Source organism: Neolewinella litorea (genome assembly GCF_004803465.1).
Taxonomy (GTDB): domain Bacteria; phylum Bacteroidota; class Bacteroidia; order Chitinophagales; family Saprospiraceae; genus Neolewinella; species Neolewinella litorea.
The window spans coordinates 86,904-106,092 of sequence record NZ_SRSF01000012.1 but is presented as its reverse complement, the minus strand read 5'-3'; the positions used below and the strand labels follow the sequence as shown (position 1 = coordinate 106,092).

13 protein-coding genes are annotated in these 19,189 nt (G+C 56.1%); 5 read left to right on the top strand and 8 right to left on the bottom strand.

What is annotated here, in order from left to right; genetic code table 11:
* Positions 1-278 precede the first annotated feature (278 nt).
* The 3 genes from E4021_RS16635 to E4021_RS16625 all read right to left on the bottom strand — a co-directional run bounded on the left by E4021_RS16635 (position 279) and on the right by E4021_RS16625 (position 5,599).
* Entirely contained in the window at positions 279-1,346 is a 1,068-nt protein-coding gene (locus E4021_RS16635; protein ID WP_136460512.1) for an McrC family protein, read from the bottom strand.
* Complete coding sequence (locus E4021_RS16630) at positions 1,339-4,032, bottom strand: AAA family ATPase (protein WP_136460511.1); 2,694 nt, start codon at positions 4,030-4,032, stop codon at positions 1,339-1,341. The genes E4021_RS16635 and E4021_RS16630 overlap by 8 nt, the downstream gene beginning before the upstream one ends.
* A gap of 619 nt (positions 4,033-4,651) precedes the next feature.
* Positions 4,652-5,599: an MrcB family domain-containing protein gene (locus tag E4021_RS16625; protein ID WP_136460510.1), complete on the bottom strand. Its 948-nt coding sequence runs from the start codon at positions 5,597-5,599 to the stop codon at positions 4,652-4,654.
* Positions 5,600-6,249: 650 nt separating this feature from the next.
* Between E4021_RS16625 and E4021_RS16620 the strand changes: the two genes are divergently transcribed.
* Positions 6,250-7,758 carry an amidohydrolase family protein gene (locus E4021_RS16620; RefSeq protein WP_136460509.1) on the top strand — a complete coding sequence of 503 codons (1,509 nt, stop codon included), beginning with the start codon at positions 6,250-6,252 and terminating at the stop codon, positions 7,756-7,758.
* 45 nt (positions 7,759-7,803) lie between these two features.
* Here the strand turns inward: E4021_RS16620 and E4021_RS16615 are convergent, their stop codons facing one another.
* Positions 7,804-8,358: a DUF421 domain-containing protein gene (locus E4021_RS16615; RefSeq protein WP_136460508.1), complete on the bottom strand. Its 555-nt coding sequence runs from the start codon at positions 8,356-8,358 to the stop codon at positions 7,804-7,806.
* A gap of 88 nt (positions 8,359-8,446) precedes the next feature.
* On the opposite strand from E4021_RS16615, the gene E4021_RS16610 reads away from it, so the two are divergent.
* The 4 genes from E4021_RS16610 (at position 8,447) to rsmG (ending at position 11,938) form a co-directional block, all read left to right on the top strand.
* Entirely contained in the window at positions 8,447-9,862 is a 1,416-nt protein-coding gene (locus tag E4021_RS16610) for an aldehyde dehydrogenase family protein (RefSeq protein ID WP_136460507.1), read from the top strand.
* 68 nt (positions 9,863-9,930) lie between these two features.
* Complete coding sequence (locus E4021_RS18205; RefSeq protein ID WP_168797663.1) at positions 9,931-10,098, top strand: hypothetical protein; 168 nt, start codon at positions 9,931-9,933, stop codon at positions 10,096-10,098.
* 470 nt (positions 10,099-10,568) lie between these two features.
* Positions 10,569-11,279: an RluA family pseudouridine synthase gene (locus E4021_RS16605; RefSeq protein WP_168797662.1), complete on the top strand. Its 711-nt coding sequence runs from the start codon at positions 10,569-10,571 to the stop codon at positions 11,277-11,279.
* Between the two features lie 23 nt (positions 11,280-11,302).
* The gene (rsmG, locus tag E4021_RS16600; RefSeq protein WP_136460505.1) at positions 11,303-11,938 is read left to right on the top strand and encodes a 16S rRNA (guanine(527)-N(7))-methyltransferase RsmG; all 636 of its coding nucleotides are present in this window, start codon (positions 11,303-11,305) and stop codon (positions 11,936-11,938) included.
* Between the two features lie 127 nt (positions 11,939-12,065).
* Here the strand turns inward: rsmG and E4021_RS16595 are convergent, their stop codons facing one another.
* The 4 genes from E4021_RS16595 to E4021_RS16580 form a co-directional block, all read right to left on the bottom strand.
* Positions 12,066-12,248, bottom strand: coding sequence for a hypothetical protein (locus tag E4021_RS16595; protein ID WP_136460504.1), 183 nt, complete (start codon positions 12,246-12,248; stop codon positions 12,066-12,068).
* Between the two features lie 129 nt (positions 12,249-12,377).
* Entirely contained in the window at positions 12,378-12,959 is a 582-nt protein-coding gene (locus tag E4021_RS16590; protein ID WP_136460503.1) for a hypothetical protein, read from the bottom strand.
* Positions 12,960-13,164: 205 nt separating this feature from the next.
* Positions 13,165-13,908 (bottom strand): 6-phosphogluconolactonase, encoded by a 744-nt coding sequence (gene pgl / locus E4021_RS16585; protein WP_136460502.1) that lies wholly within the window; start codon positions 13,906-13,908, stop codon positions 13,165-13,167.
* The gene (locus tag E4021_RS16580; protein ID WP_136460501.1) at positions 13,901-18,037 is read right to left on the bottom strand and encodes a DEAD/DEAH box helicase; all 4,137 of its coding nucleotides are present in this window, start codon (positions 18,035-18,037) and stop codon (positions 13,901-13,903) included. The genes pgl and E4021_RS16580 overlap by 8 nt, the downstream gene beginning before the upstream one ends.
* Positions 18,038-19,189 lie beyond the last annotated feature (1,152 nt).

Genomic DNA, 19,189 nt, shown 5'->3' with positions numbered 1-19,189 from the left:
GCGCTTCGGCCCGCCGTTTGTACTCGCGCACCGTGTTTTTGGACACGCCCAGGCGGGCGGCGGTGGCCTTGATAGAACCCAGCTGGTGCAGGGTCTGGAGAATGCGTCTGATCTGGTCCATGCGCTTGATTGTAGCCACGACGGGAGCGGTTGGTGATCGCTCAAGGTGGCAAAGCGCGCGGCTATCCGCCAGGGGGTCAGACCTCCGGAATGTTTTCCACATTCTGGGGGGTCAAAGCTCCGGAATCAGGGGGTCAAAGGTTTTCGGAATAGGGGGGTCAGACCGATCGGAATATCCACTCGTCGGAGTAAACGATCTTGTATTTAGTGTCGGCAATGAGGGAGCGGGTAGCGGTCTTGAGCCAAAGATCCGGCTTCAGGTTGAAGGCTTTCTCTTCGTCCAGGTAGGTATCGCTTCTCTGGGCTTTGGCGGTGACGCTCTCTAGCTCCAGGTCGATGAATCCGAAGATGAAGTCTTCGAAGACGTACTCCATCGGGAGCAAAAAGGCGAACAGCTTCAGGTCATTTTTGTAGTCAAAGGAGATACAATTGGTCAAGAACAACTGACAGTAATCCCGCACCGTCTCAAATTGCCCGAACATGGGGTTAAAGGAGATTTTTGCACACTGTTCTGCCGTGGCCCGCTCGTCGGAAACCTCGTCCAGCATGAAGAGCAGTTCCCGTAGGTTCTTCTTGTTGTCCTGACTCGTGGTAACGGTAAACAGCAGCGTTGTGACGTACTTGATGATGCGGTTGAACTCATTGTCAAACACAAAGGCATCGTAGGTGCAGTTGAGCTTGTGCCAGCGGCCCCTGCTGATGTTCTCGTTGATGTACTCGTTCATATTCAGCCGCCCCTTAATAAACGACAGCTCACTGTTCACCTCCTCATATTGCTGGTAGATGGATGAGTTAAGCAACTCCCGCGTGTACTTTGAAAACAGGTAGATCAACACCTCAAAGAAGTCGCTCTTCGCACTGCCCAGGGCCGCCTGGTAGTTCGGAAACTTGATCTTGCGGCAATAGCTTAACCACCACAGGATATGGTTTTGAATCTGGTTGACTTCAGTAATGGAGTAATCCTTCTCCGAGTCAAAAAATATTTTTGGCAATAGGTTGATCTTACTCCCCCCGTAGTGAATGACGCCAACGTATTTGTTGGCCTTTACTTGATTAGATTCATGGATGAACTGAAGAAACCTTTGGGATTCTATCTTGCCATTGTTCAGTTCTTGGTAAAAGGAATTCCGTTCCCGACTATTCCAGATTTCGTCCAAGAATCCCTCCAGGCCCTTGAACGATTCCTGAATATCAACCTTGTTCTGATATTCAAAGAGGTTAGTCATTCTTGCCGGATATTTTCAGCGGCCAGGAATTCTCTTCGATGCGCAAACCAGCAGATTGCAGGATTCCCCGTACCTCCTTCTCATCGTTCATATAGTATTCCAGCAGAAGAGGAATTACTTTCTTATTCATCCGCCTCACGAGATCCCTGTTCTCGCCCATGAAATAGGAATGCCCGATCTGGAAATCGTGACCTTTAGATTTGACGATCTGTTTGTTGAGCTCTTCCAGGATCCCGACATCGTATATCTCCCGGCCCGGGATATCATACTGGGGATACATCGCCTCAAATTCAAACCGCCTCCGCAGTGCAATATCAAGTAGCGCAATGGACTTATCGGCCGTATTCATCGTGCCGATAATGTACAGATTGGATGGCACCACAAAGGTATCGCCGGAGGGAAGCTTGGCTTCCATCGGTATGTCACCGTGTGACCGCTTGTCCGGTTCGATAAGCGTGATCAGTTCACCAAAGACCCGGGAAATGTTGGCGCGATTAATCTCATCGATGATGATGACATAGTTTTTCCGCTTAACAATGTCCTTTCTGCCAGTCTGGTCTTTGCCAATTTTAAGCAGTTTATCTAGGAGCGGGGCGTAGTATGACGACAGCCCCTGAATATCCAATACCGATTCTGCATCGTACATCTTTCCCAAGGTCGCAATGCTTAAGGTATGCGCGGTATTACCGTTGCTTTTCCTGAATTCTATTGATTTCGTCGTAATAGCTGTAATAAAGTAAGATACTTTTTTCATCTTCACCTTGACCTCCTCGACTTCTCCTTCTACCAGGGGGTTGACAAACTCATTGAATGCTTCTTGAAAGGTCTTCTTGGGAGTCTGTGGTTGCTCGGAAGCCTTAATATTCTTCAGGGCCCTATCTGCGATCTCCTTAAACACACCATCTTTTCGCTGGAAGGTCAGCTCCTTTTCGTTCTCTGTATCCGGTCGAAGTCCCTGAATGAAGTCCTCGTAACTGTAGTTCTGATGAAATGTGATGAACTCGATCTGGCTATGAAGATTCTCGTTGAACAGCCTAAGCGCCTCGGAGTATTCGCTAATTTTTCTACCCGCAACGATCTCCGCGGCCCGTAGAATGGTATGGTAAGTTTTACCGGTGCCAGGCGGACCGTACAGGATGGTATTCAACGGGAAATCCATGCGCTCGTCACTTTCAACAACTTTAGACTCCATTCCAAAAACATAGCTTTCAAAGTCTGCATTATCGTACTTCTTAAAGCCTGACTTATTGGTTCTGTCCAGCTCATCGCGCATACCGGCAATAACCGAGATAAATTGCCCCTCGTCCAGGCTGAAATCCTGGAAATATGTATAGAATGGTTGTGGTGGCTTCCCATCAAAGGGTTGGCTGTGATCCCATAATTTCTCTTTTGATATAACTCCGAAAACTCCCCGGGGGTCATTGAGATAAAGATTGAAACAGTATCGCTGCCCAATGATAAAGTTTAGCCTTCTGCGTTTAATGCTAAAGACTACCCGGTCATCGGAGGGTTGAAGTTCTAACTCGTCTATGAATCTCCGCAAATAGTCCATGTAAGTCTCTAGGTCGGCAGAGACAAAGCGCTCCTTCAGCTGGAAGAAAGTACTGTCGTTGCTAATCAGCTCCACAATGGCTTCATATTCCGCCTCTGTGGCACTAAAATTAGTGCCCTGATTTCCAACCTTAAGATTCTGTAGCTCTTCATGTGCGACAATGTCCTTCTTCAATACAGGATCATTGACCAGATTATGGGTGATCCGGATATCCACTTTCAACTTACTCTTATCTTGTTGCTTCCACAGGTGATCATCTCCAGAAGGCTCTTTATGGTAGGGTACTGATGACACCTCAGCCAGGGCGTAGCATCCCGCATTCTCTCCGGTGATCCACAATATCGCTTTGTCGCCTGGACTGATTTTATCCTTATGGGCGCTAACCGTCCAGTTCGTCACAAGGTCATCGCGGAGGGCGGATTCAAAATCAAACACATTGGGGTTGCCTTGGAAGATCCAGTGATTGACCTGCTTGCCGTTCTGCGTCCACTTCCAGGCTTCGTAGGAAAGCTGGTAGAACGGCATGTCTACGTGCTCCTTGACTTGATTTATAATCTCCCGGTATTCGCTGTACGTTTTAAAATTTGGATTTATCCCTAGCACCTGTTTAAGGTAGGGCTTTGAGGGTCCATCAATGGGCAGGTTTTTCTCCGGATTAATGTAGAAAAGTGCCTCGGTAAGCTTCGTTCTGCCCGCCCCCCTTATTTTGAGTACATCGGCAAAGTCCGCATCAGTTAACTGATCATTTAATTCCTTCCGGAAAAAGTCCCAAAGTCGGCCTACTTCATTGTTATTCCGCATGTATTTATACGGGAACAACCAAACTTTTTGCGGCTGAGCAGAAGGGAGTCCGCTTTCACCCATCGGCATTTCTATGCCCAGCTTTCCCGCAATCTGTTGGAGTTTTTCAAGCCGTTTCTTGAACCCATATTTATAAATGTAGCAAAAGAAGGTAAAGGGGTCAATTTCTTCTAACTCGATAGTGTGATCACCATCAGCGGCCTTATCGTTAAACGGACTGATGCCCACAGATTTCAATAAATTTATCAGCTCCTGCTGCGAATCTTCTTTTGTTCTAAGGTACTCAACGATTTCTTTGTGGGTCAATACCCAGGAGTAATTGGGGTCGGTCATTAATATGAATTTTATCGTTGATAGTAAGTATTTCAGGGTGTTTACCCTACATTCCAGCACAATGCCCCTGCAAAATTCTCACGATTGTATAGAATTGCATAGGTTTTCGAATCTATTGAGCAGACTGTTCGCCGCTAGGTTGCAAGTATACCTAGTTTCTTTGATTGAATTATTTTGGATGGATAAAGTATACATTTTGTCAGTAGAAGATGGTAGGGACCTATGCATAAGGATGTTGGTTCATGGTTGACCTAAGTACGCAGAACTCGCTTGTCCTGTGCACGCTCAAAGGTTCCTTGCGAATGAACCAGGGGCTATTAATCCAAATGCCGTTATGCCAAACGGAAGCTCATTCTCCAAAGATCAATCCAGGTGACTTATTATATCAGGCGGACATGCAGAGCTAGGATCAACACTTATGTTGCTCTGTGCCGGTTATTACTAGAAAACCCAATTATCGCTTAGCAACCTGGTGCACTACAATTGCAGCAGGTGACGGCATAGGCCGTTTCATGGTCGGACTGGGCAACTATACACTAAAGATACAGAAGGGACAATCTGCATACAAAGCGACCCCAAAACTAGTCCTCATCGGTATCCTGGATATAGCGTGAAATGCTTAGGTTAATGGAGTTGGCGCGGTGTTCGCCGCATTATTTATTATTTCCCTCAAAGCCTCAACATCGCTTGGGTTTTCCGTACGATGAATCATTCGATGACAGTTGGAGCAAAGAACGGAAAAGTCCAATTTTGGATCCAGCAAGACCTTTTCACCCTCTAAATCACTTATTGGAATTAAATGATGAGCTTCTATAAAGTCTGTACCAAGCTCACCATATTTCTCTAAGAAGTCAAAATGACAGGCTTCACATTTGTACCCTTTCACTTTTTTGACTTGCTGAATTAACTTTTGATTCCTTTCAATTCTATAATGGAGCCTCAGATTGCCAGCGTCCTCTGTAAATTTATCCTCCTCTTGATCTGTAGATGTTGGATCGTTATATACTAGGAAATCATACATCTCGATCATCTCAAGCAAATCGATTTTTAGTTCATTTAACGATATTTTGGCGTTTGCATCATAAAATTTTGAGCATATATTGCCATGTTCATAATTCTTTACCGTAGAAGTTTCTCCAAACAATTGTATTTCTGCCGTAGTAAATCCATCAGGTAACTTACCCAGTTGTTGTCTAAAGTCTTGAGCACGCCATCTTAATATGTCGCTAGCATTTAAATTATGGTATGCCATCACATTCGTCACCCCCTGGTTTAAGGATAGATAAAACCCGGACATATCTCTTCTGAATAAGAATACAGGGTAATAACCTTTTTGTGGCGTTTCAGTTATTACCCTATCTAGAATTGCTATCCATGGGCAATGAGTCCAGTTCCCTTTTCCGGATGAGCCTTTGACTATATACCTGTCATTGTAGTCTATCAGCTCATGCAACGCGCTAGGATAGACTGACCGAAATTTCTTTGCTAGCCAGTGCCCTGAAAATCCTTGATTTGCAGACAGCTCATAATTATATAAAATTTCTTCAAAAAAAGGAAGTGTGGCCATGAAATAGCGTAATTACAGGATTAAATGTATCACATACTAGAGTCTAGTCTGGTGGATCGGGGTCGAGTGTAACCTAGTCATGTATGTCGGTTTCGTTCTTATTGCCGGCGAACATTTGTACACACATATTGCGCGTACACAAGCAATAGCGGCGAAGTTACTGCTAGCTTTATACCACCAGCCCACCAATATTACGCAATTTTCGTTTTATCTCCTCATAAAATCGATTTGAAGATAAAATTCTGAGGCTCGTCTACAATCCCCGAATACCAAGCTTACTGGCCCACAATATGAGATAGCTTATCAATCAATAATACGTTCAAACATACATACTGAAAGTGGCCAGTGGTATTTTACCATAGCCTATAGCCCATTTTTCCCCCTTAAAGCCCCAACGCGTCAAGTCGACCCTCATTCCCCGGCGGTTCCACGCCACCAATCCCCGGCACCAGCGCCCCGCCGCCCAAAGTGCAATATTGGATAGGAAGGAGGTACTACTAAGGCAATAACGCCGCTGGATAACTATCCCTAAACCCCTTGCGCAACCCCCAAACCTCCCCCTACCTTAAGGATCAAGGCAGTGGCCAAGAACGTATCTACTACTTCAAACACGGGCCCACAGCAGAAGACGACACCCAAAGCAGCAAGAAATGCAGGATCCGGTACACCCGAATAGAAACAAGGTCAATAATGGTACCCGAAGGCTCTTCCGCGGAAGAGCGTATACGGCCGCACTCTGCCTCCTCCTGGTCAACATCCTAACCTGCCAGCGCCCAGAACCCCTGAAAGGCGACATCCTCATCACCAACGTAAACGTAATTGACGTAGAAAGGGGAGGGGTAGTACCCTCCCAGCAGGTATTACTCCGGGGAGACACCATCCACGCCATCCTGGACGCTGATCAGGACCGGCCGCTGGAGGCCACCACCGTCATCGAAGGGGAGGGGAAGTACCTCATGCCTGGCCTGTGGGACATGCACGTGCACAACACCGGTGACGAGCTGATGCGGACGGCCTTCTTGCCGCTCTACATCGCCCACGGAATCACCGGGATACGGGAGATGTCGGGCATGCCGGAAGATTTTCTGATGAAGGACAGCGTCGACCAGGAGCTCCTCGTGGGGCCCACCATCGTCATGGGCAGCCCCCTGGTGGACGGACTGAGCACCTGGAACGTGGGCGACCACCACCTGACCATCCCCGACGAAGCGGCCGCCCGCGCCATCGTCGACACCATTAAGGCACAGGGCTACGACTTCGTCAAGACCTACTCCTTCCTCTCCCGCGACAATTATCTCGCGATAATGCAGCGCGCCCGCGAGCTGGACATCGAAGTCAACGGCCACATCCCCAATGAGGTGAGCGCCTTCGAAGCGATCGAGGCCGGCCACCGCACGGTGGAGCACATGATCGGCCTGGAGCTGTCCGCCGCCAGTAACGAAGCCGAACTGCGGGAGCGATTGCAGGAAAAGATACGGGCCATCCAACCCGACTCCCCCGCAGACGTAAGCCGGGAAACCTTCCTGGCCATCGAATACGAACCCGTCCCCCACGTGGATCCCGCGAAGGAGGATTCCCTCTTTGCCCTAGTGGCCGACCGCGATACCTGGGTGGTCCCGACCCTGGTCATCCAGAAGATAATTTCTTATCCGGAGGACGAGCGGTTCTGGGACGACGACTTCCAACGGTATATCGACATCCACAACCGGGATACCTTGCTGGAGCGCGACTATCAAGCGCGCGGCCGCCTGAAGCCCACCATCGACTACCGGATGCACTCCCTCAAGCGACTGCACGACCGGGGCGGCAAGATCCTGGCCGGCTCCGACATGAATGGAGGCATACCGCTCCACGTGGAACTTCAGCTGATGGTCGAAAGCGGCCTCACCCCCGCCGCGGCCCTCAGGACCGCTACGCTCAATCCCGCTGAATATCTCGGCCGTACGGCGGAAACGGGGACGGTGGAAGCTGGAAAGCGGGCCAACCTGGTCCTGCTGGAGGAGAATCCACTGGATGACATCCGGAATACCCTCACCATCGCGGCGGTGATCAACCGGGGCCGGGTATACGACCGCGCACAACTGGATGCGCTGAAATCCCGCGCGGTGGCGGTTCTCGACCGGGTGGAAGCTCAGGTGCGTGCCGAAAATGGAGAGTAGATAGGGTAGGGGCTCATTGGAAAAACTCAAGGACGCCTTTTCCCCTCAGGAACCGACCGGCTCCGGACTGTCATCGTCCTCCCCGTCGTTGTTCTCCTCTTCCTCATTGGCGCCGTCGTTCTGCTTGCCGATGACGGAGAAGCCGCCGTCGGATTCCAGGATAACGAGATCGATGTCGCTCAGGTCGCGGTGGCCGTGGGAGCGGGCGACGGCCAAGAGCTCGCGTTTGGTGAGGCGGGCGTCGTGGATGGCCTGGATGAGCATCTCGCCGTGACGCACCAGGAGGACGGGTTCGGAGCGGACCAGTTTAGCGAACCAACGGGAGCGGACGGACAGGAAGGCCAGGGCATACTGCAGAAAGCACAGCAGGGCGATGGCCAGCATGCCTTCGGCCAGGGCCACGTCTTCCGAGAGCAGCATGGAAGCAAAGGTGGAGCCGAAGGCCACGGAGATGGCCAGGTCGAAGGCGTTGAGTTTGGAGAGGGTGCGGTTGCCGGAGATGCGCAGGGAGAAGACGATGAAGATGTACCCCAGCGTCCCCACGATGAGGGTGCGCAGCAGACCGGTCCAGTCCTGGTAGAACATCTCGGAGAAATCCATGGCTAGCGGTTGCTTTGTTGGGCATAACGCCGGTGGGAAATCGATGTTCCCCCCGAAACCGCGCGGCTCCCGTGGCCGTTCTCAGCCTATGGATACGGCCCGCCCCCCTTTACCCTACAACGACCTTTTGGCGCAGCAGCGTTCCCGGGCACCCGCGCTCGCCCGCAGCAGCGTGGACGAACGGAAGGAGAGGCTGGAAAGGATAGCCACCTACCTCGGGAACGACGACCACCGGCAGCGGCTCGTCCGGGCCCTTTCCAGCGACCTCGGCAAGCCGGCGGTGGAGAGCCTCCTCAGCGAGGTCGGTGCCGTACACGGCCACATCAAGTACATCACCCAGCACCTCCAGCGGTGGATGGAGCCCCGCCGCGTGGCTACCCCCCTGAGCATGGTGGGCACGGTAAACTACATCTACTACGAGCCCAAGGGCTGCGTGCTGATCCTTTCGCCCTGGAACTACCCCTTCAACCTCGCCGTGGTACCCCTGCTCTACGCCATGGCGGCGGGCTGCCCGGTGGTGCTGAAGCCTTCGGAGGCCAGTCCGGCCACCACGGACTACCTGAAACGCATGGTGGAGGAACTCTACGACCCCCACGAGGTGACGGTGGTGGAGGGGGAGGCCGATACCGCCGCCGCCCTGACGCGGCTGCCCTTCGACCACATCTTTTTCACCGGCAGTCCGGCCGTGGGCAAGAAAGTGATGGCTGCCGCCGCGGAAAACCTGAGCAGCGTGACCCTGGAGCTCGGCGGCAAATCGCCCTGCGTGGTGGCCCCGGACGTGGACATCCAGAAGTCGGCCCGCAACGTGGCCTGGGGCAAGTTCTTCAACGCCGGACAGACCTGCACGGCCCCCGACTACCTGCTCGTCCACGAAAGCATCGCCGCCGACTACCTAAGGGCACTCACCGAAGCCCTGCACGACTACTACGGCCCCGACCCCCGGGCCTCGGACAGTCTGGCCCGCATCGTGAACCGCAGGCAGCACGACCACCTGAGCGGTCTGCTCGCCGAAGCCCTCACCGACGGCGCTACCACCGCGGCGGGCGGGCAGCACGACGCGGCCGACCGCTACTTTGCCCCCACCATCCTCACCCGGGTGACCCCGGCCATGCGCATCATGCGGGAGGAGATCTTCGGTCCCATCCTTCCCGTTCTCACCTACCGCACCCCGGAGGAGGCCCTGGCGGTGATCCACGGATTGCCGAAGCCGCTGGCCTTTTACCTCCAGGCGAACGACCGCAATTTTATCCGCCGCTTCCTCGCCGAGACCAGCGCCGGGGGCACCATGGTGAATGAATTCTTCCTTTCCCAGGGGAATCCTGCATTACCCTTCGGCGGGGTGAACAACAGTGGCATCGGGAAGAGTTTTGGGTATCATGGCTGGGTTGGTTTTTGCAACGAGCGCTCGGTACTGGAGCGGAAGTTCTTCGACCTCTCCGTAGTCTACCCGCCCTACACCGACCGGGTCCGCCGGCTCGTCGAAAGGCTGCACCGGTGGCTGTGAGTCTGCCGGGCGTCAGATAGTCTGCCCGAAAATTACACCGGCCGTTGCGCCGGGATTACCTTTGTACTATGGATTTCATCTTCACCATCGCCTTGATCTATTTCGCCTACCGCGGTTACCAGTGGTATTCCCGCATGCAGCAGCAGGTCGGCCGCGGGCCCAAGCCCCACGACAAGATCGACATCACCCCCGACGAGGAGCGCGACGATTATATTGATTACGAGGAGGTGAAGTAGGGGGGAGTGGTTTTTTGCTGCTGATTCGGACTTCGGATTTTTGTGGGTTTTCTGCTTGCTTGGCTCTCGGACTTTGGGCTGGGTGAGATTCATCTGCGCCTCAATCTGCGCCCCGATCAGCGGAATCTGCGGTGAGTTTTTAGCGCCTTTGGCGCTTTGGGGGTGAACCGCGGATTCCGCGGATTAAGGCGCAGATTGTGGCGCGGATTTTTTTGCTCGCGCTGCTCGCGGATTATCGCCCCTTCAGTCCCGAGGTAAACCTGTCGCTCGGCCCGCAGGGCCTCGACCTGACATACGAGCGAAGCGAGCTGCCACGCAAATGGTATATTGTAAATGGCCCCTTGTAAATGGTAAATCCCACCCACCGCGATACTCAGAGCCTTACCAGTAGCGGTATCCCTCGGCCCGCAGGGCCTCGACCTGAAGTACGTACCTTTGCAAAAAGCTACCGGCTTTCACAATCCCTACCCATGCCCGCCACTCCCAAGCAACAGTTTCCCGGTCGACCGGGCGATTGGGTCCTATACAAGGACAACCAGCTCATCGCCTTTAACAAGCCCGCCGGACTGGCCGTAGTGCCCGACAAAAAGGGGAGTCCGAACCTGCTGCAGATAGGAGCGGCCTATGCCCACCACGATCTGTACCCTATTCACCGTCTCGATCGGCCGGTATCCGGGGTGGTGCTGTTCGGGAAGAAGGCCAGTGCTCAGGCGAAGGTGTCGGAACAGTTTCAGGAGCGTACCATCAGCAAGACCTACCTGGCCATCGTGGGCGAGCGTCCGAAGGAGGACGAGGCTACCCTGGTCCACTTCATCCGGGAGGCGAAGGGCAACAGCTCCGAGGTTGTCGACTCCTCCGACAAGACCGCCAAGCGGGCCGAACTCAGCTACCGCTACCTGGGCAGTTCCGACCGCTACCACCTTCTCGAGATCCAGCTCCTCACGGGCCGCAAGCACCAGATTCGGGCCCAATTGGGGGCAATCGGCAGTCCGCTGCGGGGCGACGAGAAGTACGGCTTCAAGCGCGGCAATACCGACAAGACCATCGACCTGCACGCCTTCACCCTCGCTTTCGACCATCCCATCAGCGGTTCCCGGGTCGAATTGCAGGCGCCCCTGCCCGATGAGCCCGTGTGGCAGGCCTTCTCCGAAATTATCGCTCAACTACCCGCCGGGGCCTAGCGCGGCCGGCAGCTTCCCGATCTATGTCAGCAGACGTCATTTTTTCCTACTTCCCCGACCTCACCGAGCGGCAACGCGAGCAGTTTGCCGCCCTGGACGGCCTCTACCGCGACTGGAACGCCAAGATCAACGTCATCAGCCGCAAGGACATCGACAATCTGTACGTCCACCACGTGTTGCATTCCCTCGCCATCGCCAAAGTCGTCCAGTTTCGCGCCGGCGCGCGGGTGCTGGATCTGGGTACCGGCGGTGGTTTTCCGGGTATCCCGTTGGCTATCCTGTTTCCGGATGCTGATTTCCACCTTATTGACGGTACCGCCAAGAAAATTCGGGTCTGCCAGGAAGTCATCGCCGCCCTGGGCCTGAAAAATTGCCGGGCCGAACAGAAACGGGCCGAAGAACTCAAGCGCCCGTCCTACGATTTCGTCGTCACCCGCGCCGTAGCCAAGATCGACCAGCTGGCCGCCTGGAGCCTGCGCCTCATCGCCGACAAACAACGCCACGGCCTGCCCAACGGCATCCTGGCTCTGAAGGGTCGCGGCCTCAAACAGGAACTCTCCGCCCTCCCCAAAGGTGCCTACGTCGAGGAATATCCCATCGATAAGTGGTTTTCCGAAGACTTCTTCGCCGAAAAGGAGGTCATGTACCTGCAGTACTGACCCCAATCTTCCAATCACATTACGGGCCCGGCCCTGAAAGGGACGCAGACGAACAGCAATGTCTGAAGCACAAAGCGCGAAGGGCATTGCGAAAAATGAACACCCCTCGGCCTAAAAGGCCTCGACCTTACATATACCCCAGTGCCATCACCAGGAAGGTGAGCATGAAGGGCATGGATACCCAGAACCACTGATTCATGAAGATCAGCATCAGGAGGAAGATGACCAGGGAGATCAGGAAGTAGATCCAGTAGTTCTTACGACTGGTGTGGGGCTGGTCGGTGGCGGAAACGGCCTTTTGGGAGGTCATGGGGTACAAATTTGTGGCGCAAAGGTAGCGCAAACCAAAAAAAGAAAGGGCGGCTACGGACAATATCCGTAACCGCCCGATCGGCGTATTGGTTTTTTGGGGTGGATCACCCCAGCGTAGGGCGGGGGCCTACTTTTTCACCGAGATCTTGCCGCAGGCCACGGGCAGACTGGGGATAAATTCACCGTCGAAGTTGCCGCCGTGGAGAACGATCACGCGCTTTTGCAGCTGACCGAGGTCGCCGGTATATTCAAAGGTGTTGGTGTAATCGATATTACCGTCGGCATCGGCTACGGGGAAGGGGGTCAGGGCCAGGAGGATGCCTCCGTAGAAGGGCACGCCTTCGGCCACTGAGATCATGCCGTCATCGTTGGTGTCGGCGGCGGGGGGCGGACATACGCTGGCGCGGGGGCTATCCGTGTGGCCGTGGATGTGCTGGGCGTGGGCGACGTTAGGGACCATACCCGAAGCCTCGATGTGGACGGTGAGCATACCATCCTCTAGGGTAAGGATAGCCTGGCCCATAACACCGGAATTGTTCAGGCTCATCAGATCGGCAACGTAGCGGTCCTTGGTTTTGTGGGCCTTGGCCAGATCGTTGGTTTTGAACGATTGGGACTCGGGTTCCGAAATCGTGTATTCTTCCTTTTCGCAGGCGGTAAAGGCCAGTAAAAGGGCTAGGAGGGGGAGAAGTAGGAAGTTCTTGTGCATGGGATAGCGTTAGAAAGTTTGGAAACAGTCAGCTGGAACTCCCGGGGGAATCAGCCAACTTTACCTTTACCTACGTGACAGGTACCCCTATTGGTTCGGACCACGGCGGTATTATTGCGCATAAAGTGCCTATAATCCAATAAATATTCCGCGCAATTCGTCTTTTCCGGCAAAAATGCCGAAAATGAGTCCGGGGTATTTTGGCCTACTTCACCTCCGCCGCCGCGGCCGCGTCCAGAAACCAGTGCAGGTTGCCCGTGACGGGACGGATGTGAGCGGCCGGGAACCGATCACCCTCCTTTGTGCGGTTCAGTATCTGCGCTACCCGCTCCGTTTTGGAGTCTCCCGTAACCAGGAAAACCACCTCGTCGGAGGCGTTGATGACGGGTCCGGTAAGCGTGACGCGGAGCTGGCCGCTTTCGGGGTGTTTGGCAACGGCGCAGATGCGCTCGTCGGTCAGCAGGTCCATGCTGTCGGGGAAGATGGAGGCAGTGTGGCCGTCGCCGCCCATACCGAGCATATTGATGTCGAAGATGGGTAAACCATCCGAGTTCTGCGGGAGCAGTTCGGATATCGTGGCCGCGTAGGCTTCGGCGGCTTCCTCGGCGGGCAGGTCCGTTGGTACGGGGTGGATCTGCTCCTCGATCACCGGTACGTGATCGAACAGCAGGCTTTTGACTTCGCCGTAGTTGCTTTCCGGATCGTCGTAGGGTACCATGCGATCGTCGCCCCAGAAGAAGTGCAGCCGCGACCAGTCGATCTTTTCCCCGTACTCCTTCGCCAGCAGCTTGAAGAGCAGTTTGGGAGTCGATCCGCCCGAGAGGGCCCAGTACACGGGACCTTCGGGCTGTTGCTGCAGCTTTTTCACCAGGTGGTCGGCGAAGGCGCGGGCTACCGCGGGTCCGTCGTCGAATACGTGGAGGTGGGGGCGGGGGGTCGTATTATCCATTCTTGATCAGGTCTAGGAGGTCATCAGCGCTCAGGCTGCCGCTTTGTTCGGTGCCGGCCAGCAGGCTATCGGCCAGGTCGCGCTTCTCGGCGTGTAATTTGACGATTTTCTCCTCGATGGTGTTCTCGGAGACGAAGCGGTATACGGTAACCGGCCGCTGCTGCCCGATCCGGTGGGCACGGTCGCTGGCCTGGTCCTCCACGGCGGGGTTCCACCAGGGATCCAGGTGCAGCACGTAATCTGCCGCCGTGAGGGTAAGTCCGGTCCCCCCCGCTTTGAGGCTGATGAGGAAAATGTCGCCCTCCCCGCGCTGGAAGGCCTGCACCGCCTCATCGCGCTTGGGTCCGGGGGTACTGCCGTCCAGGTACTGGTAGGGTACATTATTTTCGATGGCCCAGGCCTCCACGATTTTGAGGTGGCGTACGAACTGACTGAAGATCAGCGCCTTGTGACCATTCTCCCGCAGTTCCTGCACGGTTTCGGCGAGCAGTTCCAGTTTGCTGCTGGAGATGTCCACATCGGGATTGACCAATCGTGGATGGCAGGCCGCCTGCCGCAACTTCATCAGCTCGGCCAGTATCTGGAAGCGGCGGTTCGGTCCATCGCTCTCGTCGATACTTTCCAGGGCGTGCTGCCGCAGGGCCTCGTAGAAGGCGCGTTCGGGCGGTGATAGCTCTACGGTGAGGGTAACTTCCGTTTTCGGCGGCAGTTCTTCCAGGACTTCTTCCTTGCGACGCCGCAGGATAAAGGGCTGTATCAATCGACGCAGCTGCTGTCGCCGCTCGTTATCGTTGTTCCGGGTGATCGGTACGGTATACTTCTCGTTGAAGCGCTGGAAAGGCCCCAGCAGCCCCGGATTCAGGAAGGTGAACAGGTTCCAGAGCTCACCGAGGTGATTCTCTATGGGCGTACCCGTGGTGGCTACCCGGAAGTCGCCTTGAAGTTGCATGGCGATCTGGCTGCGCTTGGTCCCACGGTTCTTGATGGCCTGTGCCTCGTCGAGCACGATGGTACCGAATCGCTTGTTGGCCAGGGCCTCGCCCTCGAAGGGCAGCAGTCCGTAGCTGACCACCAGCAGATCGTAGTGGCCCACGTTGTCGATGATCTCCTGCCGGTCGCTGCCCACGAGCAGGATCGGGTTCAGGGTGGGGGCGAAACGGGCCGCTTCCCGCATCCAGTTGCGCGTCACGGAGGCGGGAGCGATCACGAGGGCCGGGCCTTCCTCGGCACGGGCCTGCATCATGGCCAGGGCCTGAATGGTCTTACCCAGACCCATATCGTCCGCCAGACACGCGCCCACGCCCCAGTCGGCCAGGCGCATCAGCCAGCGGAAGCCGTCCAGCTGGTATGGCCGCAGCTCCGCCCGGAAGGTGGAAGGCACGCGGGCCATGGTATGGTTCACGCTCTGAATGCGCTGCAGGCTCTCCCGCCAGGCAATATCCGCCTCGAAGGAGCCCAGCTGATCGGCGACATCGTCGAGTATGCCGGTGGCGAGGGGGTGCAGCTGCATGCCTTCGCCTTTTTGGTTCATGAGGCCCTCCATCTCCCGCAGCTTTCGCCGCAGTTGCTCGGTGAGGGCCACGTACTGCCCCTCACTGAGTTGGATGAAGTTGCTCTGCTCGTTCTGGCTCACCTTGTCGATGAGTTCGCGGAAGCTGATGACCTGGTTGTCGTCCACGGACAGGGATCCTTCCACGTCAAACCAGCCGGCGCTTTCCTTTACCCCGATGGAGAGGTCTCCGAAGTCCACGCTGCCGATCAGTTTGATCCGTTCGCCGCGGGGATGCTCTAGGATGATGCGGTCTAGTGCTCGCAGGGGTTGCAGCTCCAGCAGGATGTTCAGGCAGTCCTCTACTTCGTCTACCTGCCATTCGTAGTCGCGGTGGACCAGTTTCTGCAGGGTAGGGCAGTCGAGGATCACGCCTTCGGCCCGCTCGATCTCCCGGCTCAGGTCGCGCTCGGCGAGGCGGCGGTGGCCATCGATGTCGCTGATCACCTTGTTGCGGCCGCGGCCCGGCTTGAAGTACTGGTCCTCCTCGATCAGCGGGCGAACGAAGAATTCCACTTTAAAGGTTTCCCCAATGGGCAACAGGTGGACGTAGGTGCGCGAGTCCGCCTTGGTTTCGTCGAGATCGTCGATCACCCCGGTAAGGGTATTCTGAACCTCAGTAAACTTACTCAGATTACGTGCCACCTCGAGCAGGCGGTGGCGGGCCCGCTTGGGGATCTCCAGGCCGTCGCCGATTTGCCGGTGGATGAGGTTGTGGCCGTCGTTGACCTCAATCACCTGGTAGCGCGTCGGGGTTTCCTTCACGACTTGTACGCCGGTGCCCGTGAAATCCTGGGCAAAGCGGAGGTGGAGGCGGTTGCTCGTCTCTTCGATGAGCAGCTGTGGGTTGCGGCGCACCAATTCCACGCCGATGGCCGAGTTCTTGCTGAGGTACAGATTTGGGTGGCCGACCAGGGCCAGCAGCGCCTCCTCGTAGTTGATGGTGTAGCTGCCGTTGGGGTGGTAGCGGCTGTAATCTTCCTCGATCGCCTTGGCGACGGAGACGTCCTGGGGCGTCATTCCCTCCACATCGCCCTGTTTGACCCTTTTCAGGGCCACTTTACGGCCTTTCGACCAGTTTCCGCCCTTGCTGAGCGTCTGTTCGCGGGGTTCCAGTTCCCGCTTTTCAAAATCGACGAACCAGACGAAGCGACTGGTTTTCTTGTTTCGCTTATCCTGGAGTCGGTCCGGGGTACCCATACCCACCAGCACTTCCAGGGCGCGTTCCCAGGGTTCGATGCGCGGCATGGCGTCGGCCAGGGAGTAGATGCGCAGCTGGTCGCTCAATTGCTGGGCCCGGCTGGCGTAGGCTTCCCGGGCCTCGGTGTCCGGATGACGCAGGGAGAGGACGCGGGTAATTTCCATCTCCACCCATTGGTAGCCACTGTCCTGGGCGCGTTCGCGGAAGGATTCGAGTTGCTGCAGGTAGGCCGGGGTGGGCGATTCCGTGCTGCTGTCGGTCCAGAGCCGGAACAGGGCGTGAAAGGTACGGGCGAAGGCATTGGCTTCCATTCGCTCCAGTCCTTGCTGGGCTACTACCTGGGCCTCTTCGTCGTTGCGTAGGTAAGCGTGCAAGGCTTTGAACACGAGGTAGGTGCCGCCGAGGCGCAGGTTCTGTACGGGGTCCAGGTTCTCCAGGTGGTGGCCGATGATCTCGGCACTCTTCACCCCCCCGTTGCGGAGCAGGGAGAGCAGGTAGAGGTAGCCGGCAAGGTGGGCCGGATACTTGTTTTCGTATTCGCGGCGGTAGCCCTTGCGAACTTCCTCAATGAGGTCCTGGGCGATCTCGTCCTCATCGCGGAGGACGTGGTAGATCAGGTGGTTGGCGCTGCTGCGCCACTCCGAAGTCTCCAGGTCGGCCCACAGTTGCAGGCGGCTCCAGGCGCCCTGCAGGACGAAGGCTTCCGCCAGTAGTTCGCGCAGGGGACCGGACTCGGGCTCGCGGATTTTTTCGTGCTGCTCCAGGAATTCAATGAGTGAATCCAGGGGCTCCATGGCGACCAGGGCACGACGGAAAGCGTTGCGCAGGTTGATCTCCTGCCAGGCGGGCAGTAAGTTCTCTACCCAGCGGGGGTCGAACTCGGCGAAAAGCGGATCGATGAAGATGCCGGTGCGGGCCTGATCGGGGTAGAAGTTCTCCGTTTCCCGTTGCAGGCGGTCGAAGCCGGCTTCGTTCTGCAGGTAGAAGGCGATCCTGATCTCCCGCATGAGGGCGTGCGGACTGCTGGGCTGCCAGTACGTTTTGTAGGGCAGTTCACGGCGAATCTCGTTGACCAGTACGCTGAAGTCGGGCCGGCGACTGGCTTGGCGCATAATGGCTTCGCTATACTTCGGGTTGATTCGCCATCCGTGGTCGCTTTGCTTGATCAGGATTTGCTGTTCGTGCAGGCGGTGGACAATCTGTTCGGTATCGGCGTGGGTAAATCGGGACTCACCGGGGGGCGGGGCCATACCGATCTTGTTCAACAGGCGAGACAGGTCGAGCACGGAGCGTTCCTCGTACACTATGCTCATTGCCGTTGCTACGTCGCGGTCGGTGGCACTAAGATTTTTCCAGGCGGCGCGGAGGGCTCCGTTCATTCAGGTTTCGATCAGGGTTAACTTGTTTTAAAGGCTCAAGCGCATTTGTTAGTTGTACGAGGGACCATCTTTTTGGTTTTCTTTCCCATTTGATCTTCTACTTTCGGGAGCTTGATGCTTTGCGGGAATGGGTGAATTTCCCATTGTCGGCCCGGCGAAGCCCGTCAGGTTATTACCTGAGTACCTCACTTCTACTCCTCCTATACCAATAGCGTCTGAACCGGGTCCTCTGCCCGGCAGGTAGAGCACTTGTTTCGCGGCGTTACAAAGGGTCTGGCCCACGCGGCGCGTGGGTGGTCCGGCTGGCTGCGCGCTTGCTAGTGGGGGCGATATTACCGGAACCTCCACCTGCCGGGTAGAGTAACTGTTTGCAGGGTTGGCCCACGCGGCGCGTGGGCTGTCCGGCTTGCCGCGCGTACCCTAGTGACGGCGACATGATCGGATCCTCCACCCGCAGGGTGGAGTAACTGTTTTTATAGGGTCATAATGACTTTGGCCGATGCGTCGCGTGGGCTGGCCGGCTGGCCGCGCGTACCCAAGTGACGGCGACACGGCCGGATCCTCCACCCGCCGGGTGGAATAAGTGCTTGCGGGATTGTAACGGGATTGGCCCACGCGGCGCGTGGGTGGTCCGGCTGACTGCGTGCTTCCCAGTGGGGGCGATATTACCGGATCCTCCACCCGCCGGGTGGAGTAGTAAGTGTTTCGGGTAGTTGTATTGCCATTGGCCCACGCGGCGCGTGGGTTGTCCGGCTGGCCGCGCGTACCCAAGTGACGGCGACATGACCGGAACCTCCACCCGCCGGGTGGAGTAACTATTTACAGCGTTGTAGCAGGGTTGGCCCACGCGGCGCGTGGGTGGTCCGGCTGGCCGCGCGTACCCAAGTGAGGGCGACACGGCCGGTACCTCCACCCGCCGGGTGGAGTAAGTGCTTGCGGGATTGTAACGGGGTTGGCCCACGCGGCGCGTGGGCTGTCCGGCTGACTGCGTGCTTCCGAGTGAGGACGGCCGGAACCTCCACCCGCCGGGTGGAGTAAATGTTTCGGGTAGTTGTACTGCCATTGGCCCACGCGGCGCGTGGGCTGTCCGGCTGGTCGTACGTACCCGAGTGACGGCGACATAACCGGTACCTCCACCCGCTGGGTGGAGTA